This window comes from Kineosporiaceae bacterium SCSIO 59966, from assembly GCA_020881835.1.
In the GTDB taxonomy this organism is placed as follows: domain Bacteria; phylum Actinomycetota; class Actinomycetes; order Actinomycetales; family SCSIO-59966; genus SCSIO-59966.
Map to the genome: position 1 here is coordinate 1,417,302 of CP052876.1, position 23,478 is coordinate 1,440,779.

19 protein-coding genes and 1 pseudogene are annotated in these 23,478 nt (G+C 74.2%); 12 read left to right on the top strand and 8 right to left on the bottom strand.

Annotation, left to right across the window (positions count from 1 at the left end):
- Positions 1-14 precede the first annotated feature (14 nt).
- The 8 genes from rapZ (at position 15) to HJG43_06700 (ending at position 6,826) form a co-directional block, all read left to right on the top strand.
- The gene (gene rapZ, locus HJG43_06665) at positions 15-956 is read left to right on the top strand and encodes an RNase adapter RapZ (protein ID UER54278.1); all 942 of its coding nucleotides are present in this window, start codon (positions 15-17) and stop codon (positions 954-956) included.
- Positions 953-1,918, top strand: a complete 966-nt coding sequence (yvcK, locus tag HJG43_06670; GenBank protein UER54279.1) for a uridine diphosphate-N-acetylglucosamine-binding protein YvcK — start codon at positions 953-955, stop codon at positions 1,916-1,918. The genes rapZ and yvcK overlap by 4 nt, the downstream gene beginning before the upstream one ends.
- A gap of 22 nt (positions 1,919-1,940) precedes the next feature.
- On the top strand, positions 1,941-2,921 hold the full coding sequence (gene whiA / locus HJG43_06675; GenBank protein UER54280.1) for a DNA-binding protein WhiA: 981 nt from the start codon (positions 1,941-1,943) through the stop codon (positions 2,919-2,921).
- 138 nt (positions 2,922-3,059) lie between these two features.
- Entirely contained in the window at positions 3,060-4,061 is a 1,002-nt protein-coding gene (gene gap, locus HJG43_06680; protein ID UER54281.1) for a type I glyceraldehyde-3-phosphate dehydrogenase, read from the top strand.
- Between the two features lie 16 nt (positions 4,062-4,077).
- Complete coding sequence (locus tag HJG43_06685) at positions 4,078-5,268, top strand: phosphoglycerate kinase (protein ID UER54282.1); 1,191 nt, start codon at positions 4,078-4,080, stop codon at positions 5,266-5,268.
- Positions 5,268-6,080, top strand: coding sequence for a triose-phosphate isomerase (locus tag HJG43_06690; GenBank protein ID UER54283.1), 813 nt, complete (start codon positions 5,268-5,270; stop codon positions 6,078-6,080). The genes HJG43_06685 and HJG43_06690 overlap by 1 nt, the downstream gene beginning before the upstream one ends.
- Before the next feature lie 58 nt (positions 6,081-6,138).
- Entirely contained in the window at positions 6,139-6,390 is a 252-nt protein-coding gene (gene secG / locus HJG43_06695) for a preprotein translocase subunit SecG (GenBank protein UER54284.1), read from the top strand.
- An 85-nt stretch (positions 6,391-6,475) separates the two neighbouring features.
- Entirely contained in the window at positions 6,476-6,826 is a 351-nt protein-coding gene (locus HJG43_06700; GenBank protein UER54285.1) for an RNA polymerase-binding protein RbpA, read from the top strand.
- Between the two features lie 25 nt (positions 6,827-6,851).
- Here HJG43_06700 and pgl read toward each other — a convergent pair whose 3' ends face one another.
- Genes pgl through HJG43_06730 form a run of 6 tightly spaced genes read right to left on the bottom strand, consistent with a single transcriptional unit; the run spans position 6,852 to position 15,092 of the window.
- Entirely contained in the window at positions 6,852-7,628 is a 777-nt protein-coding gene (pgl, locus tag HJG43_06705) for a 6-phosphogluconolactonase (protein ID UER54286.1), read from the bottom strand.
- Entirely contained in the window at positions 7,625-8,539 is a 915-nt protein-coding gene (gene opcA, locus HJG43_06710) for a glucose-6-phosphate dehydrogenase assembly protein OpcA (protein UER54287.1), read from the bottom strand. Before opcA ends, pgl begins: the two co-directional genes overlap by 4 nt.
- Positions 8,536-10,077 (bottom strand): glucose-6-phosphate dehydrogenase, encoded by a 1,542-nt coding sequence (locus tag HJG43_06715; GenBank protein ID UER54288.1) that lies wholly within the window; start codon positions 10,075-10,077, stop codon positions 8,536-8,538. Before HJG43_06715 ends, opcA begins: the two co-directional genes overlap by 4 nt.
- The gene (locus HJG43_06720; GenBank protein ID UER54289.1) at positions 10,074-11,693 is read right to left on the bottom strand and encodes a glucose-6-phosphate isomerase; all 1,620 of its coding nucleotides are present in this window, start codon (positions 11,691-11,693) and stop codon (positions 10,074-10,076) included. Before HJG43_06720 ends, HJG43_06715 begins: the two co-directional genes overlap by 4 nt.
- Positions 11,690-12,850 carry a transaldolase gene (gene tal / locus HJG43_06725; GenBank protein ID UER54290.1) on the bottom strand — a complete coding sequence of 387 codons (1,161 nt, stop codon included), beginning with the start codon at positions 12,848-12,850 and terminating at the stop codon, positions 11,690-11,692. The genes HJG43_06720 and tal overlap by 4 nt, the downstream gene beginning before the upstream one ends.
- Positions 12,851-12,875: 25 nt before the next feature.
- A complete protein-coding gene (locus HJG43_06730) occupies positions 12,876-15,092 on the bottom strand; it encodes a transketolase (GenBank protein UER55778.1) in 2,217 nt (738 codons plus the stop codon).
- A 178-nt stretch (positions 15,093-15,270) separates the two neighbouring features.
- On the opposite strand from HJG43_06730, the gene HJG43_06735 reads away from it, so the two are divergent.
- Positions 15,271-16,230, top strand: coding sequence for a protoheme IX farnesyltransferase (locus HJG43_06735; protein ID UER55779.1), 960 nt, complete (start codon positions 15,271-15,273; stop codon positions 16,228-16,230).
- On the opposite strand, the gene HJG43_06740 is transcribed toward HJG43_06735, so the two are convergent.
- Both HJG43_06740 and HJG43_06745 read right to left on the bottom strand, forming a co-directional pair.
- Positions 16,166-17,116 carry a heme A synthase gene (locus HJG43_06740; GenBank protein UER54291.1) on the bottom strand — a complete coding sequence of 317 codons (951 nt, stop codon included), beginning with the start codon at positions 17,114-17,116 and terminating at the stop codon, positions 16,166-16,168. The two genes, HJG43_06735 and HJG43_06740, sit on opposite strands and share 65 nt — an antisense overlap.
- 391 nt (positions 17,117-17,507) lie before the next feature.
- Positions 17,508-18,825, bottom strand: a pseudogene (locus HJG43_06745) (IS1380 family transposase).
- Positions 18,826-19,181: 356 nt separating this feature from the next.
- On the opposite strand from HJG43_06745, the gene HJG43_06750 reads away from it, so the two are divergent.
- The 3 genes from HJG43_06750 to HJG43_06760 all read left to right on the top strand — a co-directional run bounded on the left by HJG43_06750 (position 19,182) and on the right by HJG43_06760 (position 23,467).
- On the top strand, positions 19,182-20,729 hold the full coding sequence (locus tag HJG43_06750; GenBank protein ID UER54292.1) for a multicopper oxidase family protein: 1,548 nt from the start codon (positions 19,182-19,184) through the stop codon (positions 20,727-20,729).
- Between the two features lie 10 nt (positions 20,730-20,739).
- Positions 20,740-21,972, top strand: coding sequence for a diacylglyceryl transferase (locus HJG43_06755; protein UER54293.1), 1,233 nt, complete (start codon positions 20,740-20,742; stop codon positions 21,970-21,972).
- Between the two features lie 100 nt (positions 21,973-22,072).
- Complete coding sequence (locus HJG43_06760; protein UER54294.1) at positions 22,073-23,467, top strand: M23 family metallopeptidase; 1,395 nt, start codon at positions 22,073-22,075, stop codon at positions 23,465-23,467.
- Positions 23,468-23,478: the final 11 nt, after the last annotated feature.

Consider the following 23,478-nt stretch of genomic DNA (forward strand, 5'->3'; position numbering starts at 1 on the left):
CACCGGCTGCCATCATGGGCGCCGTGACGAGCCCGACGCCCGACCCGCCGCCCGTGCAGCACGCCGAGCAGCAGGGTGAGCAGCTGCCCGACGTCACCGGCCCGGAGATCCTCATCATCACCGGGATGTCCGGGGCCGGTCGGACGACCGCCGCGAACGTGCTCGAGGACCTCGGCTGGTACGTGGTGGACAACCTGCCGCCGCAGATGCTCGCGCCGCTGGCCCTGCTGGCCGCCCGGGCCGGCGGCAAGGTTCCCCGGGTCGCCGTCGTCGTCGACGTCCGGGGGCGCACCTTCTTCACCGACCTCACCGAGTCCCTCGCCGAACTGCGCCGGCGGGCGATCGACCTGCGGGTGCTGTTCCTCGACGCCAACGACGAGACCCTCGTCCGCCGGTTCGAGTCCGTCCGGCGACCGCACCCGCTGCAGGCGGACGGCCGGATCCTCGACGGCATCGCCCGCGAGCGGGAGCTGCTCGGGGACCTGCACGCCACCGCCGACGTCGTCGTGGACACCAGCGCCCTCAACGTCCACGAGCTCGGGGCGAAGATCTCGGAGCTGTTCGCCGAGCCGCAGGCCTCCGGGCTGCGGGTCACGGTCATGTCGTTCGGGTTCAAGTACGGCCTGCCGGTCGACTCCGACCACGTCGTCGACGTCCGGTTCCTGCCGAACCCGCACTGGATCCCCGAGCTCGAGCCGTTCACCGGGCAGGACGAGAAGGTCGCCGACTTCGTGCTGAGCCGGCCCGGCGCCGCGGAGTTCGTCGACCGGTACGTCGCCGCGCTCGAACCGGTGATGGCGGGGTACCGCCGGGAGAACCGGCACTACGTCACCATCGCCATCGGGTGCACCGGCGGCAAGCACCGGTCCGTGGCGCTCAGCGAGGAGATCGCGCGGCGCCTCGCGGCCACCGGCGTCCGAGCCCGCGCCGTGCACCGTGACCTGGGGCGCGAGTGAGGCCGTCGCCGCGCGTCGTCGCGCTCGGCGGCGGGCACGGGCTGGCCGCCTCGCTGCAGGCGCTGCGCCACCTCACCGACCGGCTCACCGCCGTCGTCACCGTCGCCGACGACGGTGGCTCCAGTGGGCGGCTGCGCCGCGAGCTCGACGTGCTGCCGCCAGGGGACCTGCGGATGGCGCTGTCCGCGCTGTGCGACGACGGGGAGTGGGGGCGCACCTGGCGGGACGTGCTGCAGCACCGGTTCCGCAGCGACGGCGGCCTGGACGACCACGCCGTCGGCAACCTGCTCATCGTCGCCCTGTGGGACCTGCTGGGGGACCCCGTCGCCGGCCTGGACTGGGTGGCCCGGCTGCTCGGGGCCCGCGGGCGGGTGCTGCCGATGGCGCTCGTCCCGCTCGACATCGAGGCGGACGTGACCGGCCTGGACCCCGACCACCCGGACGACGTCCACGTCGTGCGCGGGCAGGTCGCCGTCGCCACCACGCGCGGCCGGGTGGTCGGGCTGCGGCTCACCCCGGCCGAGCCGCCGTCCTGCCCCGAGGCCCTCGACGCCGTCCGCGACGCCGACTGGGTGGTCCTCGGTCCCGGCTCGTGGTTCACCAGCGTCACCCCGCACCTGCTCGTCCCCGACCTGGCCGCCGCGCTGACCACGACCCGGGCCCGGCGCTGCGTCGTGCTCAACCTCGAGGCGGACGCCGGGGAGACCGCCGGGCTCACCGCACAGGAGCACGTGGAGGCGCTGCGTGCGCACGCACCGGCGATGCGGCTGGACGTCGTGCTCGCCGACCCCACCGCGGTGGACGACGTGGACGCGCTGGCCGCCGCTGTCGCCGCGGCCGGCGGCCGCCTGGTGCTGCGTCAGGTCAGCCTCGGCGACGGGACCGCCCGGCACGACCCGCTGCGGCTGGCCGCCGCGTTCCGGGACGTCTTCGACGGGGTGCTCGGGGACGTCGGCACGTGAGCGCGGTGGCAGGATGTCCGCCATGGCGCTGACCGCACAGGTGAAGGACGAGCTCAGCCGCCTCGATGTCACCCGGACCTGCTGCCGCAAGGCGGAGGTGTCGTCGCTGCTGCGGTTCGCCGGCGGGTTGCACATCGTCTCCGGCCGGGTGGTCGTCGAGGCCGAGCTCGACACCGGGGTGGCGGCGCGCAGGCTGCGCAAGGACGTCGCCGAGGTGTTCGGCAAGACCAGCGAGATGCTCGTGGTCTCCGGCGGCGGGCTGCGCCGTGGCTCCCGGTACGTCGTCCGGGTCGTGCGCGAGGGCGAGGCCCTGGCCCACCAGACCGGGCTGCTCGACCCGCGCGGCCGGCCCGTGCGCGGACTGCCGCCGCAGGTCGTGTCCGGGGCCACCTGCGACGCCGAGGCGGCCTGGCGCGGCGCCTTTCTCGCGCACGGCTCGCTGACCGAGCCTGGTCGCTCCTCCGCCCTGGAGATCACCTGCCCCGGCCCGGAGGCGGCCCTCGCGCTCGTCGGTGCCGCCCGGCGGCTCGGCATCCCGGCCAAGGCCCGCGACGTCCGGGGCGTCGACCGGGTCGTCATCCGGGACGGCGACGCGATCGGCGCGATGCTGACCCGGCTCGGCGCCCACGACGCGGTGCTGACCTGGGAGGAGCGACGGATGCGCCGGGAGGTCCGGGCGACCGCGAACCGGCTGGCGAACTTCGACGACGCGAACCTGCGCCGCTCGGCGCGGGCCGCGGTGGCCGCCGGCGCCCGGGTGGAGCGGGCCCTGGAGATCCTCGGGGACGAGGTGCCCGAGCACCTCCAGGCCGCCGGACGGCTCCGGCTCCAGCACCGGCAGGCGTCGCTGGAGGAGCTCGGCCAGCTGGCCGACCCGCCGATGACCAAGGACGCCGTCGCCGGCCGGATCCGCCGGCTGCTCGCCATGGCCGACCGCCGGGCCGCCGAGCTCGGCGTCCCCGGCACGGACGCGAGCATCACCCCGGACATGCTCGAGGGGTGACCAACGGCCCACCAGGGGGGACCGAGGACCTCTGGTGAGCGTCGACCTGCGGGTATCCCCTAGGGTCGAAACCAGTACCGAGCACGTGACACCAACCAGCGCCGGTGCGTCCGGCGCGTGCCGAGGAGGGCACCCGTAGTGACCACCCGAGTAGGTATCAACGGCTTCGGCCGCATCGGCCGGAACTTCCTGCGTGCCGCGATCGCCAACGGCGCGGACATCGAGATCGTCGGCGTCAACGACCTCACCGACAACAAGACGCTCGCGCACCTGCTGAAGTACGACTCGATCCTCGGGCGCCTCGACGACGTCAGCTACACCGACGACGACATCTCCGTCGGTGGCAGGACGTTCAGGGCCATGGCCGAGACCGACCCGACCAGGCTGCCGTGGGGCGAGCTCGGCGCGGACGTCGTCATCGAGTCCACCGGCCGGTTCACCGACGCGACCCAGGCCAGGGCGCACGTCGACGCCGGCGCCAAGAAGGTCATCATCTCCGCGCCGGCGAAGAACGAGGACGTCACCGTCGTCCTCGGCGTCAACGACGGCGACTACGACCCGGCGCGGCACACGGTCATCTCCAACGCCTCGTGCACGACGAACTGCCTGGCCCCGATGGCCAAGGTGATGTACGACTCCGTCGGCATCGAGCGCGGCCTGATGACGACCGTGCACGCGTACACCCAGGACCAGAACCTCCAGGACGGCCCGCACAAGGACCTGCGCCGTTCCCGCGCCGCCGCCATCAACATCGTGCCGACGTCGACGGGCGCCGCCAAGGCCATCGGGCTGGTGATGCCGCAGCTCAAGGGCAAGCTCGACGGCTACGCGCTGCGTGTGCCGGTGCCGACCGGGTCGGCCACCGACCTCACCTTCACCGCGAGCCGCGAGACCTCCGTCGAGGAGGTCAACGCCGCCGTCAAGGCAGCCGCGGAGGGGCCGCTCAAGGGGATCCTCAAGTACACCGAGGACCCGATCGTGTCGTCCGACATCGTCACCGACCCGCACTCGTGCATCTTCGACGCAGGCCTCACCAAGGTGCTGGGCGACCAGGTCAAGGTCGTCGGCTGGTACGACAACGAGTGGGGCTACTCCAGCCGGCTCGTCGACCTCGTCCAGCTCGTCGGACGCGACCTGTGACCCAGGGGCCCAGGGCGTGAAGACCATCGACGACCTCGGCGACCTGCGCGGGCGGCGCGTCCTCGTGCGCAGCGACCTCAACGTGCCGCTCGACGGGACGACCATCACCGACGACGGCCGGATCCGGGCGTCGCTGCCGACCTGGCAGCGACTGCTCGGGGCCGGCGCACGGGTGGTCGTCGTCGCCCACCTCGGCCGGCCGAAGGGTGCACCGGACGAGCGGTACTCGCTGCGGCCCGTGCACGAGCGGGTGACCGAGCTGCTGCCCGGCACGACCGTCCGGTTCGCCGGCGACACCGTCGGGGAGCAGGCCCGCACGGCCGTCGCCGCCCTGCGCGACGGTGAGCTGCTGCTGCTGGAGAACCTGCGGTTCAACCCGGGGGAGACGAGCAAGGACGACGACGAGCGCGGCGCGTTCGCCGACCAGCTCGCCGCCCTGGCCGACGTCTACGTCTCCGACGGGTTCGGTGTCGTGCACCGCAAGCAGGCCAGCGTCTACGACGTCGCACAGCGGCTGCCGCACGCCGCGGGCGGACTCGTGCTCGCCGAGGTGGAGGTGCTGCGGCGGCTGACCGAGGACCCGCAGCGGCCCTACGTCGTCGTCCTCGGTGGCGCGAAGGTCTCCGACAAGCTCGGTGTCATCGAGAACCTGCTCGGTACCGCCGACCGGATCCTCGTCGGTGGCGGCATGGCCTTCACCTTCCTCGCCGCGCAGGGCCACGAGGTCGGCTCGAGCCTGCTGGAGGCCGACCAGGTGGACGTCGTGCGCGGCTACCTCGAGACGGCGAGCGAGCGCGGCGTGGAGTTCGTGCTGCCCACCGACGTCGTCGCGGCGACCGCGTTCAGCGCGGACGCCGAGCACGAGGTGGTCCCGGCCGACGCGATCCCGGCCGACCGGATCGGCCTGGACATCGGCCCCCGGTCGGCGTCCGAGTTCGCCCGGCACGTCGGCGAGGCCCGCACCGTGTTCTGGAACGGGCCGATGGGCGCGTTCGAGATGGCGCCGTACGCCGAGGGCACCCGGGCGCTGGCCGAGGCGCTGGCCCGCTCCGAGGCGTTCAGCGTGGTCGGCGGCGGGGACTCCGCCGCCGCCGTGCGGCTGCTCGGGTTCTCCGACGACGACTTCGGGCACATCTCCACCGGCGGCGGTGCGAGCCTGGAGTACCTCGAGGGCAAGACGCTGCCCGGGCTGGAGGTGCTCGCCTGATGGCCGTCACCCGGACCCCGCTGATGGCGGGGAACTGGAAGATGAACCTCGACCACCTCCAGGCGACCCACCTGGTGCAGAAGCTCGCCTGGACCCTGCAGGACGCCAAGCACGACGTCGCCGAGGTCGAGGTGGCCGTGCTGCCGCCGTTCACGGACCTGCGCTCGGTGCAGACGCTCGTCGACGGCGACCGGCTCGCCGTCCGGTACGGGGCGCAGGACTGCTCCCCGTACGACGAGGGCGCCTACACCGGTGACGTCTCCGCCCGGATGCTGGCCCGGCTGGGCTGCACCTACGTCGTGGTCGGGCACAGCGAGCGCCGCCAGCACCACCACGAGGACGACGCCCTCGTCGGCGCCAAGGCGCACGCCGCGCTCCGGCACGGCCTGACCCCGATCGTCTGCCTCGGTGAGGACCTCGCCGTCCGCCAGGAGCAGCGGCACGTCGAGCACTGCACTGGTTCCCTCGACGGCGTCCTGGACGCGCTGGTCGCGGCGGGCGCGACCGAGGAGCAGCTCGTCGGTCTCGTCGTGGCCTACGAGCCGGTCTGGGCGATCGGCACCGGTGAGGTCGCCTCCCCGCAGGACGCCCAGGAGGTCTGCGCAGCGTTGCGCGGGCGGCTGGCCGAACGCCACGGCGACGCCGTGGCCCAGGGCGTGCGGGTGCTGTACGGCGGGTCGGTGAAGTCCGGGAACGTCGCGTCGATCATGGCCCAGCCGGACGTCGACGGGGCGCTGGTCGGTGGGGCGAGCCTGGACGCCGAGGAGTTCGCTGCGATCTGCCGCTACCGGCATCACCAGGTCGGCCTGTGACGCCGGAGCACGTATCCTGTCCGGCGTCCGGACCGACCGACGGCTCGAAAGGCCCGCTGTGACCGCTCTGCGCATCACCCTCCAGGTGCTGCTCGCCCTGACCAGCCTGTTCCTCGTGCTGCTGATCCTCATGCACAAGGGACGCGGCGGCGGTCTGTCGGACATGTTCGGTGGCGGGATGTCCTCCGGGGCGGCGAGCTCCGGTGTCGCGGAGCGCAACCTCAACCGGTTCACCATCGGGGTGGCCGTCGTCTGGTCCGTGGTGATCGTGCTGCTCGGCGTCATCGAGCGGTTCTTCCCGCAGGGCTGACCGGGGCCAGGACGCCGGGCACGGCAGGTACCACGAGCACGACGAGGACGACGAGCACGACGAGCACGACAGGGAGCGAGGAACGGTGGCTGGTGGCAACGCGATCCGGGGGAGCCGGGTCGGAGCAGGCCCGATGGGTGAGGCCGAGCGGGGCGAGGCCGCCCCGCGGTTCTTCGTCTCGTACTGGTGCGCGAACCAGCACGAGACGCGACCCAGCTTCGCCGAGGAGGAGGGGCTGCAGGTCCCCGAGACCTGGGACTGCCCGCGCTGCGGCTTCCCCGCCGGCCAGGACCGGGACAACCCACCGGCGCCGCCGCGCAACGAGCCCTACAAGACCCACCTCGCGTACGTGAAGGAGCGTCGCAGCGACGCCGACGGCGAGGCCATCCTCGCCGAGGCCCTCGAGGCGCTGCGCGCCAAGCGGATCGTCCGCTAGCAGCCGGCGTTAGCAGCCAGCCCGGTCAGCCGGCGAGGTCACCGGGCAGCCCACCGGCCGCGGCGCGGTCGAGCAGCCACAGCGTCCGGCGCCGCCCGCGCGGACCGGCCGCGGGCACCTGCACCCGCCCCGCACCGCTGAGCGCCATCGTCACCGCGGGTGCCTTGTCGGCACCGGACACGACGAACCAGACCTCCTGCGCGGCGTCCAGCGCGGGGAAGGTCAGGGACACCCGCGTCGGCGGGGGCTTCGGCGCCCCGTGCACGCCGACGACCGTCCGCTGCGTCTCGTGCACGGCCGGGTGCTCAGGGAACAGCGAGGCGCAGTGCCCGTCCGGCCCGACCCCGAGGAGCACGACGTCGAACGCCGGTACGTCGGCGGGGTCCTCCGGCCGGCTGACCGCCCGCAGCTCCTCGGCGTAGCGGGCGGCCGCGGCCTCGACGTCCTCGCGGGGCTCGTCGTCGGAGGCGGGGACCGGGTGGACCCGCGCCGGGTCGAGGTCGAGCCGGTCGAGCAGGGCGCGACGGGCCTGGGTCTCGTTGCGGTCGGCGTGCCCGGCCGGCAGGTACCGCTCGTCGCCCCACCACAGGTGCACCCGGCGCCAGTCGACGGCGTCCCGGGCCGGTGAGCCGGCGACCTCGGCGAGCACCCGGGTACCCATGCTCCCGCCGGTCAGCACGAGGTGCGCCTCCCCCTGGGAGGTGACGGCGTCGACGAGGCGGGTGACCAGCCGGGCGGCCGCTGCCGCGGCCAGCACGTCGGCGCCGGGGTGCACGACGACCGTCGGCGGGCTCGGGTTCACAGGACCTCCTCCAGGCCACGGGTCAGCACCTGGCCGTAGACGTCGTCAGGGTGCAGCCGGCGCAGCTCCTCGGCGAGGCAGTCGCTGTCACTGCGGCGGGGCAGGGAGACCCGCTGGTCGGGTCGGCCGGGGTGGGTCAGCACGGCGACGTCCCCCTGGCCCCGCTCGATCGCGACCGGGCCGGTCGGGCGGTCGAGGCGAACCGCCTCCAGCCCGTTGCCGCGCCCGGTGCGGACCCGGCGCACCGGGCAGCGCAGCCGGGAGCCGAGCCAGGCGGCGAGCAGGTCCGCGCTCGGGCTGTCGCTGGCCCCGGTGACGGTGACCCGCTCCACCGGCTCGAACGGCGGCTGGTCGAGCGCGGCGACGAGCAGCGCCCGCCACAGCGTCACCCGGGTCCAGGCCAGGTCGGTGTCACCGGGGGTGTAGCCCGCGGCCAGGCGACGCAGCGCGGCCCCGGGTCGGGCGGCGGTGGCGGCGTCGGTGATCCGCCGCTGGGCCATCGCCCCGACCTGGTCCGCCGCGGGCCGGTCCGGGGGCGGGCCCGGCCACCAGGCCACGACCGGGGCGTCGGGCAGCAGCAGCGGGACGACGAGGGCGTCGAGGTGGTCGCCCACCTGGCCGTAGGTGCGCAGCACGACGACCTCGCTGGCGCCGGCGTCCCCGCCGACCCGCAGCTGGCCGTCGAGACGGTCCGAGCCGCGCCGGGTTCCCCGGGACAGCACGATGACCCGGCACGGGTGCTCCCGCGAGGCGTCGTTCGCGGCCCGCACGGCGCCCTCGACACCGTGCTCGTCGGTCGGGACGACGAGGGTCAGCACCCGGCCCAGCGCCACCGCCCCGCCGCGGTCGCGCAGCTCGACCAGCGCCCGGGCGACGGCGCCGGTGGTCGTCTGCGGCAGGTCGACGATCACGGGCGCCGCCAGGCACGCCCGTCACGGGCCATCATCCGGTCGGCGGAGGCCGGTCCCCAGCTGCCGGCGGGGTAGTCCTCCGGCTCCCCGCGGCGTTCCCAGTGCCGGATCACCGGGTCGAGGATCTGCCAGGACAGCTCGACCTCCCGGTGCCGAGGGAACAGTGGGGGCTCGCCGAGCAGCACGTCCAGGAGCAGCCGCTCGTAGGCCTCCGGTGAGGACTCGGTGAACGAGTGCCCGTAGCCGAAGTCCATCGTCACGTCCCGGACCTCCATCGCCGTCCCGGGCACCTTGGAGCCGAACCGGATCGTCACCCCCTCGTCCGGCTGCACCCGGATGACCAGCGCGTTCTCCCCGAGCTCCTCGGTGGCGGTGTGCTCGAACGGCAGGTGGGGGGCCCGCTTGAAGACCACAGCGATCTCCGTCACCCGGCGGCCGAGCCGCTTGCCGGTCCGCAGGTAGAACGGCACCCCGGCCCAGCGCCGGGTGTCGACGGTGAGGGTCAGCGCGGCGTAGGTCTCGGTCCTCGACCCGTCCGGGACGCCGTCCTCCTCCAGGTACCCGCGGACCTGCTCACCGCCCTGCCAGCCGGCCGCGTAGCGGCCTCGGGCGGTGCCGCGGGACAGGTCCGGGGGCAGCCGGACGGCGGAGAGCACCTTCTCCTTCTCCGCCCGCAGGTCCTGGGCGTCGAACGACACCGGCTCCTCCATCGCGGTGAGCGCCAGCAGCTGGAGCAGGTGGTTCTGGATGACGTCCCGGGCTGCGCCGATGCCGTCGTAGTAGCCGGCCCGCCCGCCGATCCCGATGTCCTCCGCCATCGTGATCTGCACGTGGTCGACGTAGTGGGCGTTCCAGACCGGCTCGAACAGCTGGTTGGCGAACCGCAGCGCCAGCAGGTTCTGCACCGTCTCCTTGCCGAGGTAGTGGTCGATTCGGAACACGGCGTCCGGCGGGAACACCGACTCGACCACCTCGTTGAGCTCTCGGGCGCTGGCCAGGTCGTGACCGAAGGGCTTCTCCACCACGACCCGGCGCCACTGGCCCCGCACCGGTGTCGACAGCCCGGACGCCGCGAGCCGGCGGGTGACCTCGGCGAAGTACCGGGGCGGCACGGAGAGGTAGAACGCGTGGTTGCCGCCGGTGCCGCGCTCGGCGTCCAGCTCGGCGACGGTGCGCGCCAGCCGTTCGTAGGACTCGTCGTCGTCCAGCTCGCCCGGCACGAACCGCAGGCCCTCGCAGAGCTGCTGCCAGACGCTCTCGGAGAACGGCGTCCGGGCGTTGTCCCGCACGGCGTCGTGGACCACCTCGGCGAAGTCCTGGTCCGCCCACTGCCGGCGGGCGAAGCCGACGAGGCCGAACCCGGGGGGCAGCAGGCCGCGGTTGGCGAGGTCGTAGACGGCAGGCAGCAGCTTCGAGCGGGCCAGGTCACCGGTGACGCCGAACAGGACCAGGCTCGACGGGCCGGCGATGCGGGGGAGCCGCTTGTCCCGGGGGTCGCGAAGCGGGTTGCGGCCCGGGGCGACCCGGGCCGGGCTCACCCGCCGCCCAGCAGCGTCCGGACCCGGTCGAGGGCCGCGGGGGTGGTGGCGTGCAGGCGCAGCACCGGGCGGCCGGCGGCGGCGAGCACGTCGGCGTCCCCGGCGGCCTGGGCGGCGATCAGCTCGCCGAAGGTGAACGGCAGCCCGGGGACGGGCAGGTCCTCCGGCACGCCGGAGGTGACCTGCAGGTAGCACCCGGTCGCCGGGCCGCCCTTGTGGTACTGGCCCGTGGAGTGCAGGAACCGCGGCCCGTACCCGAACGTCACCGGCCGCCCGGTGCGGGCCGCCAGGGCGTCCCGGACGGCGTCCAGGCCGGTGCCGCCCTCGCGGTCCACGTACGCCATCACCGCCAGGTAGCCGCGCTCGGTGTCGAGCCGGGACAGCAGGGCGGCCAGCGCGCCGTCGAGGTCCTCCACCCCGTCGAGCAGGCCGCCGCTGCCGCGCACCTCGACACCGTCCTCGGTCAGCGCCGGCGGCGCCGGCGCGGGCCGGGAGTCGAGCAGGCCGCGGGCGGCCTGCTTGGCGGACTCGACGTCGGGCTGGTCGAACGGGTTGACCCCGAGCAGCCGGCCGGCCACCGCCGTGGCGTACTCCCACAGCAGCAGCTGCGCGCCCAGCGGGCCGCCGGTGCCGACGTGGGCGGGACCAGCGCCGGTACCGGCGAGGCCGCCGCCTCCGCCCGGCTCCAGGTGGACGACGAGCAGGTCGTCGGCCGGGTCGTCGAGCTCGGGCGCCCCGGGTCCGACGACGACCGGGAGCAGTCCGGTGCCCTGCTTGCCGGTGGACTCGGCGAGCAGCTGCTCGGCCCAGTCCCCGAAGCCGGGCAGGCCCGCCCCGGCGTCGACGAGCACCACCTTGTCGCGCAGCGGGTCGGTGCCGCCCAGGGCGGCCCCCAGGCGCAGCGCCGGGTTGTCCGGGGTGTCGGCGGACAGCAGCGGGTCCGCCGCGGCGGCCTCGTCGAGCAGGGCGGCCACGTCGGCCCCGGCCAGCCCGGCGGGCACCAGCCCGAACGCGGTCAGCGCGCTGTACCGGCCGCCGACGTCCGGGTCGGCGAGGAAGACGGCCCGGTAGCCGCCGTCCCGGGCGGTCTGCTCGAGCCGGGAGCCGGGGTCGGTGACGACGACCAGCCGCCGGGCCGGGTCCACCCCGGCCTGGCGGAGCGCGGCCTCGGCGGCCCGGCGCTGGCTGTCGGTCTCCACGGTCGTCCCGGACTTGCTCGACACGACGACGACGGTCGCCTCGGGGCGCTCCGCCAGAGCGCGACGGACCTGGTCCGGGTCGGTGGAGTCCAGGACGGTGAGCGGCACGCCGGCAGTCGCGGTGATGACCTCGGGGGCGAGGGACGAGCCGCCCATCCCGCACAGCACGACCCGGTCGACGCCCTCGGCGCGCAGCTCCTCGCGCAGCCGGGTGATCGGCTCGACGAGCTCGCGCGACCGCTCGTGGGCGGCCACCCAGCCGAGCCGGACCGCTGCCTCCTGGCGCGCCCCAGGGCCCCACAGGTCGGGGTCCTGACGGCGGACGCCGGAGGCCACGCCGTCCGCGACGAGGCGGGGGACGTGCCGGTCAGCGGCGTCCCGGGCCGGTCCGGCGACGGTGACGTGCAGGTCGGTCACGACCGCGCCCGCGGTGCGTCGTCCATCGCCGCGCGGGCCTTGTCCATCTCCGCACGGGCCTTGTCCATCTCCTCCCGAACAGTGGCCAGCAGCTCCTCCCACGACTTCTCGAACTTCTCGACGCCCTCGCGCTCGAGCTGGTCGGTGACGTCGGTGTAGGAGACCCCGAGCCGGGCGAGGGCGTCGAACACCCGGGCGGACTCCGTCTCGGTGCCGGTCACGGTGTCGCCGACGACCTCGCCGTGGTCCGCGACCGCCTCGAGGGTCTTCAGCGGCATCGTGTTGACGGTGCCCGGGGCGACGAGCTCGGTGACGTAGAGGGTGTCGGGGTAGGCCGGGTCCTTGACCCCGGTCGAGGCCCACAGCGGCCGCTGCGGGTGCGCGCCGTCCTCGGCCAGCACCTGCCAGCGCGGGGTGGAGAACACCTCCCGGTGGGCGTGGTAGGCGAGCCGGGCGTTGGCGAGTCCCGCGCGGCCGCGCAGCTCAGCGGCCTCGGGGACGGTCATCGCGTCGAGCCGGCCGTCGACCTCGGAGTCCACCCGGCTGACGAAGAAGCTGGCGACCGAGTGGATGGTGGACAGGTCCCGCCCGGCCTCACGGGCCTGCTCGAGCCCGGTGAGGAAGGCCTGCATCACGGCGCGGTAGCGGTCCAGACTGAAGATCAGCGTGACGTTGACGCTGATCCCCTCGCTGAGTGCGGTCGTGATCGCCGGAAGTCCCTCCACGGTGGCCGGGATCTTGATGAAGAGGTTCGGCCGGTCCACCGCCTTCCACAGGGTGCGTGCCGCCTCGACGGTGGCGTCGGTGTCCCGGGCCAGTCGCGGGTCCACCTCCAGGCTGACCCGGCCGTCGACACCGCCGGTGCGCTCGTGCACCGGCCGCAGCAGGTCGCACGCGTCCCGGACGTCGGTGGTGGTGATCTCGTGGACCACCTCCTCGACGCCCGCACCGCGGGCGACGAGCTCACGGACCTGGTCGCTGTACTGCTCGCCCTCGGCGAGCGCCGAGGCGAAGATCGTCGGGTTCGAGGTGACGCCGACGACGTGCCGCTCGTCGACGAGACGCTGCAGGTCGCCGCCGGCGATCAGCTCGCGGGACAGGTCGTCGAGCCAGACGGCGACGCCGGCCCGGCTCAGGTCGGCCAGTGCGGTGCTCATGGGTGCTGCCTCCAGGTGGGGGTCTTCAGGGTCGGTCGGCGGCGCCGCCGTCCGCCGGGGCGGACGCCGTCCCGCCGGGGGAGTCCTCGCCGCGGGCGGCGGCGAGGGACTGCCGGGCCGCCTCGACCACGGCGTCCGCGGTGACGCCGAGCTCACGGAACAGGGTCTGGTAGTCGGCCGAGGCGCCGAAGTGCTCGACGGACACGCTGCGGCCCGCGTCACCGACGACGTCCCGCCAGCCCTGGGCCACGGCTGCCTCGACCGAGACCCGGGCCCGCACGGCCGTCGGCAGCACGGACTCGCGGTACTCGCCGTCCTGCTCGGCGAACCACTCGCGGCAGGGCATCGAGACGACCCTGGTGGGCACCCCGTCGGCCTGCAGGCGGTCACGGGCCTGCAGCGCGAGCTGCACCTCCGACCCGGTGGCCACGACGATCACCTCGGGGGTGCCGCCGGTGGCCTCGGCCAGGACGTAGCCACCGCGGGCAGTGCCGTCGGCGGCGGCCAGCGTGTCACCCCGGGCGGGCCCGTCGCCGCGCTCGAACGTGGGGACGTTCTGGCGGGTCAGGCACAGCCCGGCGGGTCCGTCGGTGCGCTCGAGCACCGTGCGCCAGGCCCACACCGTCTCGTTCGCGTCGGCGGGCCGCACCACGGCCAGGCCCGGGACGGCCCGCAGGGCGGCCAGGTGCTCGATCGGCTGGTGGGTGGGCCCGTCCTCCCCGAGACCGATCGAGTCGTGGGTCCACACGTAGATGGTCGGGATCTGCATGAGTGCCGCGAGCCGGACGGCGGGGCGCATGTAGTCGCTGAACACCAGGAAGGTGCCGCCGTAGGCACGCGTCCCGCCGTGCAGCGTGATGCCGTTGAGGATGGCACCCATCGCGTGCTCGCGGACGCCGAAGTGCAGGACCCGGCCGTACCGGTTGCCCGGGAACATCTGCGTCGCGTGCTCCTCCGGGACGAAGGACGGCTCACCCTCCATCGTCGTGTTGTTGCTGTCGGCGAGGTCGGCGGAGCCGCCCCACAGCTCCGGCAGCACCGGCGCCAGGGCGGACAGGACCGCGCCCGAGGCCTTGCGGGTGGCCATGTCCTTCCCCGCGGGGAACGTCGGCAGCGCATCGGTCCAGCCGGCCGGTAGCCTCCGCTCCCGCATCCGGTCGAGCAGGTCGGCGCGCTCGGGGTTGGCCGCCCGCCAGTCGGCGTACTGCTGGTCCCAGGCGTCCCGGGCGGCTCGGGCACGGTCGGCGACCCGCCGGGTGTGGTCGAGGACCTCGTCCTCGACGACGAACGTGGCGTCCGGGTCGAAGCCCAGGATCTCCTTGACCGCCCGTACCTCCTCCTCGCCGAGGGCCGAGCCGTGCGCCTTGCCGGTGTCCTTGAGGTTCGGGGCCGGCCAGCCGATGACCGTGCGCAGCGAGATGATCGAGGGCCGGTCGGTCTCGGCGACCGCCGCCTGCAGGGCGGCGTGCAGCGCCTCGACGTCCTCGACGTACTCGTGGCCGGTCCGCCAGTCGACCCGCTGGGTGTGCCAGCCGTAGGCGGCGTACCGGGCCAGGACGTCCTCGGTGAAGGCAATGTCGGTGTCGTCCTCGATCGAGATCTCGTTGTCGTCGTAGAGGACGACGAGGTTGCCGAGCCGCTGGTGGCCGGCGAGCGAGGAGGCCTCGGCGGACACTCCCTCCTGCATGTCGCCGTCGGAGGCGATGACGAAGACCCGGTGGTCGAAGGGGCTCTGCCCGGGGGCGGCGTCCGGGTCGAGCAGCCCCCGCTCCCGGCGGGCCGCCATCGCCATGCCGACCGCCGAGGCCAGGCCCTGGCCCAGCGGACCGGTGGTGATCTCGACGCCGTCGGTGTGCTGGTACTCCGGGTGCCCCGGAGTCTTGGAGCCCCAGGTCCGCAGGGCGGCGATGTCCTCGACGGTGAGGCCGTAGCCGGACAGGAACAGCTGCAGGTAGAGAGTCAGGCTGGTGTGCCCCGCCGAGAGCACGAACCGGTCGCGCCCGAGCCAGTGGGGGTCAGCGGGGTCGTGGCGCATCACCCGCTGGAAGAGCAGGTAGGCGGCAGGCGCCAGACTCATCGCCGTCCCGGGATGGCCGTTGCCGGCCTTCTGGACGGCGTCCGCGGCCAGGACCCGGACGGTGTCGACCGCCCGGCGGTCCAGGTCCGTCCACTCCAGCGTGCTCGTTTCCAGCGCGCTCGCCTCCAGGTTGCCCGTTCCCGTGCTGCCGACTGCGCTCACCAGACCCCATCTCCGGCCGCGGCACCGGTGCCCTGCACGGCCTTCGTCTGCGTCATCACCGGTCCGTTCGAGCCTACCGATGCGTGCCGGTCGCGCGACCCGACGCCGCCGCGGTGGCCGCTGGGGGCGGGCGTAGACTCCTGCTCTCGTGCACCTGCGACCCGAGGGACTGATCAACGTCGTGACCGCCGACCCGGCCGCCGGCCCTCAGGCGCCGCGGCGCCGCGCGGCAGGCACCGGGCGATTCAGCTCCAGAGAGCGAGTCCTGGGGTTCGTCGGTCTGCTCAAGCCGCGGATCATCGAGCTGCTGCTCGTGACGACGGTGCCGACGATGATCCTGGCCGCCGGCGGGTTCCCGTCCGTCGGGCTCGTGCTCGCCACCCTGGTCGGCGGCACGCTCGCCGCGGGCGGCGCGCACACCCTGAACTCCTACCTCGACCGGGACATCGACCGGCTCATGCACCGGACCAGCTCCCGCCCGCTGGTCACCGGCGTCGTGCGGCCGCGGGAGGCGCTGTGGTTCGGTGTCGGCCTGTCGGTCGTGTCGGTGCTGTGGTTCGCGGTGCTCGTCAACACCTTTGCCGCCCTGCTCACCGCGGCTGCCGTGCTGCTCTACGTCGTCTTCTACACGATCGGGCTCAAGCGGCGGACCCGGCAGAACATCGTCTGGGGCGGGGCCGCAGGGGCGATGCCCGTGCTCATCGGGTGGGCCGCGGTGACCGAGAGCCTGACCTGGGCGCCGTGGCTGCTGTTCCTCGTCATCTTCCTGTGGACGCCGCCGCACTACTGGCCGCTGTCGATGAAGTACCGGCGGGACTACGAGGCCGCGGGCGTGCCGATGCTCGGGGCGGTCGAGGAGCCCACCGTCGTGGCGCGCCAGGTGGTCCGCTACAGCTGGGCGATGGTCGCCGTGACCCTGCTGCTGGTGCCGCTGGGCCCGACCGGCGCGGTGTACGCCGTGGCCGCCGTCGTCCTCGGTGCGTGGTTCCTGGTCGAGGCCTACGCCCTGCAGGCGCGGGCGCGCCGCGCCGAGCGGGCCGACGAGGTCCGCGCGATGCGGCTGTTCCACGCGTCGATCACGTACTTGACGCTTCTGTTCGTCGCGATCGCGGTGGATCCGTTCGTGCCGTCCCCCTGGTGAGCCCCGGGTCCGTCTCGGGCCGCGGGGTCCGCTCCCGCAGTGCGGCCAGCAGCGCGGTGAGGGTGACGACGAGCAGGACGGCGCCGAGCATGTGCAGGGCGACCAGCACCTCCGGCAGCCCGGTGGCGTACTGCACGTAGCCGACGAGTGCCTGCGCGAGCGTGACCAGGAGCACCCAGCGGGCGCGCTCTCGCACCCGTTGAGGCGCCCCGGTCGCGCTCAGCGCGACGAGTAGGCCGACGAGCAGGCCGACGAACAGCAGGACGAGGTCGGCGTGCACCCAGCTCACCGTGCGCGGGTCGAGGTCGAAGCGCGCCGGCGCCTCGGCGTCCCCGGAGTGCGGCCCGCTGCCGGTGACGACCGTGCCCACGACCAGGACGGCGGCGCCGACCGCCGCGAGCAGCATGGCGAGCCGGTGGACGACCGGTGCCACGACGAGCCGGGCGGGGCCGTCGGGGGAGTGCACCCGGACGTAGAGCCAGACCGACAGCGCGACGATGACCATGGACACCAGGAAGTGCGCCGCCACGGTCACCGGGTGCAGCGAGGTCAGCACGGTGACACCGCCGAGGACCGCCTGGGCGACGACCCCGAGCAACGGGGCTGCGGCCAGGGGACGCAGGTGCCGGCGGCCGGTCCGCCAGACGAGGACGAGCGCGGCCAGTGCGGTGAGACCGACGACGAAGGTCAGCAGCCGGTTGCCGAACTCGATGTAGGGGTGCCAGCCGTCCGCCTGCTCGACCACCGGGGTGTAGCTGCCCGGGACGCACTGCGGCCAGGTCGGGCAGCCCAGCCCGGAGCCGGTGAGCCGGACGAGCCCGCCGGTCACGACGATGCCGGACTGGGCGACGACGTTCGCGCCGAGCACGAACTGGGAGAGCTTCACCGGACCAGGGTGCCCTACGTGCCCAGTGAGCCCCGCAGCAGGCTGTTCCCGGAGTGGGCGGGATCGCCGTCCAGCGGCTCGACGGTCTGCTCGTGGGCCAGGGCGCCTGCCAGACCAGACTGTCTAGAGCCGGCCCAGGCGACGGCGCAGGCTGAAGATGAGCAGGCCTGCGATCAGCAGTGTCAGACCCTGATTTTTCAGCCGGGTTCGCCCTGCCCGGTTTGTCTTGATCGGATTCGACGATTCCGGGCCCGTTGGGGTCAGCGGTTGAGGCGTCGGCTCGGTCGCTGACTCCGTTGGGTTGCTGTCTGCTGCTGATGAGGGCGTCCGGGGGTGATCAGGGCGCGTGTCATCGCATTGGGTGCTCGGTGATCTTGTGGTTCGGTGGTGGTCAGCCGAAGGCGGGCAGGGCCCGTATCCGTTTGAGCGCGTCGGTGAACGCTTCGACGTGGGGGTAGGCGGCGGCGAACCGCAGGTGCAGGCGCCGCCCGGAGCGCACGAGGCGGGCGGCGACGTTCAGGAACGCCAGCCGCAGTCGTTTGCCGCGGGCGCGGCGGTACGCCCGGGGCAGGGCCAAGGTCCGCAGCCACAGGGCGACGTTGTGGGCCAGCGCGGCGGCCTGCCAGTACAGCCAGTTCCCGAAGAACGACTGGACGGGTGCGTGGATCATCCCGAAGTCGTTCTTGAGCGCCCGGATGGTGTCCTCGGGGATCCCGCCGCGCAGCCGGTGGTGGGCCTCCACCTCGGCTGCGGTCATCCGCTCGCCCGGCACGTTGGTGATGATGGCGTGCAGCCGCCAGCCGTCCAGGTCGTCGATCGCCAGCTGCTCGCCGTCGGCCTTGGGTTGGCGGCGCACGATCAACCGCACGGTGCGCCCGAGCAACGTCGTGCTGGTCTCGGCGACCTGGCTGCCCTTGCCGGTCTCGTTGCCGAGTGCCGGCGCCCAGACCGTGGCGTCGTCGCTGGCCAGCGCGTGCACCGCGGCGGCGACGTTCGGGTAGTCGCGGGCGGTGACCGAGTAGTCCGCGTCGTGGCGTTCGGCGGCCGCGATCACCTGGTCCTGGTAGCCGGCGGAGTCCACCCGGATCCACAGTCGATAGGAGCCCCGGCAGCCCGTTGGGATGGCGCCGACGCACTCGTCGATGAAGCTGCCCATCGCGCGGCCGTCGTTGGCGGCGCCGCCGCGGGCCCGCAGCGCCAGCACGTCCCCGGTCTCCCCGCACACCCCGACGCGGGGACAGCGCCGTCTGCCCGGTCCGGGAGAACGCGCTGCCTTCCTTGCCCGGCCCGTAGACCGCCACCCTCGTGGCGTCCGGGTCGATCGTCAGCCGGTTCCCGTCGGGGGCGGCGCCGCAGGCCCACGCCCGGCGCAGCATCGCCCGGTTGACCGCCGCGGCCTTGACGACCCGGCCCAGGTCCGCCCCGGCCAGGAACCGCCACGAGGTGGCGACGCTCGGCAGCGCGTTCGCGCCGCGCAGCGCGGCGGTCGCGGGGTCGGCCAGCAGGTACCGGTCGGACAGGAAGTCCCCGCCGGCCAGCAGCATCTCCACCAGCGCCCGGTAACATTCACCCCCGGTGTAGCCGCCGGGGCCGATCGGGCGCAGCTCGCGCCGGTCGGCCTCGGCCACGAGATTCAGCCGGTCCAGCACCGGACCCCACAACGCCACCCCCGCCACCGGCGTCAGATCCGCCTCCGAGGCGCTCACCACGGGCACCGGCACCGGCCGCGCCGGACGCGCCAGCACGACATCCTCGACCTCGAACAACAGCCCGGTATCGTTCACCTCGAAGGTGCCCTTCCTGCTCGGTGATCGCGGCTTCGACAACCACGATCTTCCCTTGCAGCAAGGGCACTTTCGCGTCACGACACGGGCGTCAAGTCATCGCCGGCTGCAAAATCAGGGTCTGATTCCGCCTTCCGTCGCGTCGAGCCACTACTATCGGCACTCGTCGGTCCGGTGCGCGCCGCCTTCACGGAACCTTGACGGAAGAGTACGAGGATCTTCGTAGGCGTCGCCCACGATCGGTCGGCAAGCCGTCGTCGTCGCACCTCGGGAGTTTTGTCGTGCCCTCCACGCCCTCGTCCGGTCTCGCCACCCGCAGCCTCAGCCGTCGCCGGGTGCTGCAGCTCGGCGCCCTCGGTGCCGTCGGCCTCGGTGGCGGCGTGGCCGGCTCGCGGCTGCTCGCCGACCCGGCGGCGGTGGGTCCCGGCGCCTCCGCGGTCGAGCTGACCGAGGCCGCGCGCCGGACCACGGGCACCGTGGTGACCAGGACGCTGCGCTGCGGCCCAGCCGCGGTGGACCTGGGAGGGCGCGTCGTGCAGACCTGGGCCTACGACGGCACGCTGCCCGGGCCGGAGATCCGGGTGACCGCCGGGGACGAGCTGCGCGTCCGGCTGGTCAACGAGCTGCCGGACCCGACCACGGTGCACTGGCACGGGCTCGCGCTGCGCAACGACATGGACGGCGTGCCCGGGCTGACCCAGGACCCGGTGGCGGCTGCCGGCACCTTCGACTACGCGTTCGTCGTCCCGCACCCCGGCACGTTCTTCTTCCACCCGCACGTCGGCGTCCAGCTGGACACCGGGCTGTACGCGCCGCTGGTCGTCGAGGACCCGGACGAGCCGGGCGAGTACGACCAGGACGTCGTCCTGGTCCTGGACGACTGGACCCACGGCTGGGGCGACGACCCCGAGCAGATCCTGGACCGGATGCGCCGCGAGGGCATGCCGATGGGCGACATGGAGATGGGGGGCATGGACCACGGGGGGATGAGCATGGGCGACGCCATGCCCTCGACGAGGCAGCCCCTCGGCACGGACACCGGTGACGTGGCCTACCCGGCTCACCTCGTGGCCGGCCGGCTGCCGCAGGCGCCGTTCACCGTCGAGTCGGCGCCCGGCCGGCGCATCCGCTTCCGGATCGTCAACGCCGGCAGCGACACCGCCTACCGGTTCGCCGTCGGCGGCCACCGGCTCACGGTCACGCACACCGACGGGTTCGCCGTCCAGCCCGTCGAGGTCGACACCCTGATCCTCGGCATGGGGGAGCGGTACGACGTCGTCGTCACCGCGGGCGACGGCGCGTTCCCGATCGTGGCCGTGCCCGAGGGCAAGGAGGACCCGCACGGGATGGCGGTGCTGCGCACCGCCTCCGGGACGGCGCCGGACCCCACGGTGCGGCCGGCCGAGCTGGACGGGCAGCTGCTGGGCTACGGGGACCTGAGGCCCACCGACGCGGCGGCGCTCGAGCCCCGCGAGCCCGACCGCGAGCTGCGGCTCGACCTGCAGATGGACGACGGAGGCCGGCGCTGGCTGATCAACGGCGCGGCGTTCGGCGACCACGAGGCGCTGGAGCTGGCCTCGGACGAACGAGTCCGCCTGGTGCTGCGGAACTCCACGATGATGTTCCACCCGATGCACCTGCACGGCCACACGTTCGCCCTGGTCGGCAGGCAGGGGCCGGGGATCCGCAAGGACACCGTGAACGTTCTGCCAATGGAGACGCTGGCGGTCGACCTCCAGGCGGACAACCCCGGCCAGTGGGCGGTCCACTGCCACAACATCTACCACGCGGAGCTAGGCATGATGACCGTGCTCTCGTACGTCGCCTGAGGGACGCGGGATGCCGAAGAAGAAGCCGCAGCAGCGGCCGTCAGGCGGCAGCGCCTTCCATCGCCCCGGCGCCCCGGCGAGCGGCGCCCAGGTGCACCGGCCGGCCCCCCGGCCCGTCCGCCCCTCTCGGCCGGCCGTGACGGTCGACACCCCCGGGTCGGTGGAGGTCACGTCGTTCACGTGCCGGAGCCTGGCGGACGTCGACCCGCAGTCCCTCGGCGTCACCTACTGGTTCGACGCCGCCCCGGACGGTGAGCCGTACGCCGTGAGGGTGCTCCTGCAGGGCCGGCTCCGTGGAGAGCCCCGTCCGGACGGCGTCACGACCTTCACCCGGGTCGCCACGGTCGAGCGGGTGGTCCCCGGCAGCGGCCGCGTCTCGGTCACCACGCGGATCCCCGGGCTGTCCCCCGGCACTTGGGACGTCACTGCGACTCCGGTGCAGCCGGCGCCGAAAGGCGCTGCGGCACAGTGGGTTCCCTCCCGTGACCCGAAGCTGCCGCGCGGGACGGCGTCCGGGAGCACGGCGTTCGCCCCGGTCATCCGGGTGCGGGCGCCCGGAGTGCGCCTGTGGGCGTGGCCGGCGCTCGTCGGCACCGGAGCGGTGCTGGCCATCGCCGTCCAGAGCCTGCTCGCCGCACGGCTCGGGCTCCCCGTGCCGCGCCTGCTCCTGCTGACCGTCGCCGCGTCGCTTCTCGGCCTGCTCGGCGCCAAGGCCTACTACCTGGTCACGCATCCTCGGGAGCTGCGCAGCGTCCTCACGTCGGGGATGTCCGTCCAGGGCTTCGTCATCGCCGTCCTCGGCCTGCTGGTCGCCGGCTCGCTGGCGCTGGACCTGCCGCTGGGCGCGGTGCTCGACGTGTCGGCTCCCGGGCTGCTCTTCGGGATGACCGTCGGCCGGTTCGGCTGCCTGCTGGGCGGGTGCTGCGCCGGGCGGCCGACGGCGTCCCGGTGGGGGATGTGGTTGTCGGACCGGCGGCTCGGGGTGCGACGGATCCCGGTGCAGCTGATGGAGTCCGCACTCGCCGGCGTCGTGGGCGCTACAGCGCTGGTCGCCGTCCTGGTGGTGGGGAGGGGCGGCGACGGTCTCGTGCTCGTCGCCGCGCTGGCGGCCTACGTCGCCGGCAGGCAGGTGCTCTTCCCCCTCCGGGACACGCCGCGGCTCACCGCCCACGGGCGCCGCGTCACCCTGGTGCTCGCGGTGCTGGCGTCCCTCGGCGCCGTCGCGGGCCTTGCCCTGCGCTGATCTGCCCGACGTCCCCCTGCGAGGATCGTCACTCCAGAACCACTAGTCACAGTACTATCGACCGTAGTACGGTCCGCAGTGAGTTGCTCACGGAGGGCCGATGAAGCGTCGAGTCACAGCCAGCACGGCCGCCGCCCTCGCGGCGCTGCTCCTGGTACCCGGTGCAGGAGCCGCTACCGCGGGGCCGTCGGGGTCCGAGGAGCTCCGGCAGCGGAAGCGCGCCGTCGAGCAGGAGACCCGTGAGACGCGGGCCGCCCTGGAGGAGACGAGCGGAGAGCTCGGCGCGCTCGGGACGGCCCTCCAGGACGCCACGGCTGCCCTGGCGGCGAACCAGGGGGCTCTCGAGGCGGCGACCGCCCGGGCCCGGGCGGCCCGTGCGGAGGAGCAGCGGCTTGCTGCCGAGCTGGAGGCGGCCGTGCTGGCCGAGCAGAAGGCGCGCCAGCAGGTAGGGGACGCGGAGGCCCGGCTCGGACGGGTGCAGGTGGACGCGGGCCGTCTCGCTCGGCGCGCGTACGCGGGTGCGACGTCCTGGGACGGGATGTCGGTCGTCCTGGGTGCCGACTCGGTCGCCGACCTGACCTCGCGGCTCGAGGCGCTGGACCGGGTGGGCCTGGCCCAGAACCAGCAGGTGCAGGCCGCCCAGCTGGCCCGCGCCCAGGCCCGCTCGGCCACTGCCCGGCAGGAGGCAGCCGCGGACGCCGTCGACGCGGCCCGGCAGGAGGCCGAGGCGGCCGCCGCCGCGGCCGACCAGGCGCAGCGGGAGCAGGAGCGGCTGACGGCCGAGTCCGAGCGGCTCGTCGGGGAGCGCCAGACGCTGCTGGCGGACGCCGAGGCGCGCAAGGCGGCCGAGATGCAGCGGCTGACCGACCTCGAGCAGGAGGCAGCGGCTCTCCAGGCGGAGATGGAGCGCCTCGCCCGCGAGGCGCGTGAGCGCGCGGAACGGGAGGCCCGTGAGCGCGCCGTCCGGGAGCAGGCGGCCCGGGCGGCCGAGCAGGCTCGCGCGGCCGAGCGGGCCCGCGCGGCCGAGCGGGCCCGAGCCGGGCGCGACGCGCCGGCGGCGAGGCCGCCGGCGCCTGCACCGCCGCCGGACACCGGCTCCGAGGCCGGTCTGCTCCGGCCGGTGACAGGCCGGGTGACGTCCCCGTTCGGCTGGCGGGTGCACCCCGTCTACGGGACGCGGCGCATGCACAACGGCACCGACTTCGGCAACGCCTGCGGCACGCCGGTGCGGGCCGCCGCCTCGGGAACTGTCTCCAGCGCCGCCCCCGCCGGCTCCGCCGGGAACCGGATCGTGCTCGACAACGGGGTCGTCGGCGGGGACGCGCTCGGCACCGTCTACATGCACCTGCAGGGCTTCGCGGTCAGTGCCGGGCAGCGGGTCTCGCGGGGGCAGGTGATCGGCTACGTGGGGAGCACGGGCGCCTCGACCGGCTGCCACCTGCACTTCGAGGTCTACTCCAACGGGCGTGCCGTAGACCCGATGAGCTACCTGTGAGCCTTCGTCAA

What these genes read in the sequence shown, in the direction of transcription:
- tal (UER54290.1), bottom strand. Translation starts at nt 12,850, where the DNA reads ATGAGCACCGCACTGGCCGACCTGAGCCGGGCCGGCGTCGCCGTCTGG.
- HJG43_06690 (UER54283.1), top strand. Translation starts at nt 5,268, where the DNA reads ATGGCCGTCACCCGGACCCCGCTGATGGCGGGGAACTGGAAGATGAAC.
- HJG43_06755 (UER54293.1), top strand. Translation starts at nt 20,740, where the DNA reads ATGCCGAAGAAGAAGCCGCAGCAGCGGCCGTCAGGCGGCAGCGCCTTC.
- HJG43_06760 (UER54294.1), top strand. Translation starts at nt 22,073, where the DNA reads ATGAAGCGTCGAGTCACAGCCAGCACGGCCGCCGCCCTCGCGGCGCTG.
- whiA (UER54280.1), top strand. Translation starts at nt 1,941, where the DNA reads ATGGCGCTGACCGCACAGGTGAAGGACGAGCTCAGCCGCCTCGATGTC.
- rapZ (UER54278.1), top strand. Translation starts at nt 15, where the DNA reads ATGGGCGCCGTGACGAGCCCGACGCCCGACCCGCCGCCCGTGCAGCAC.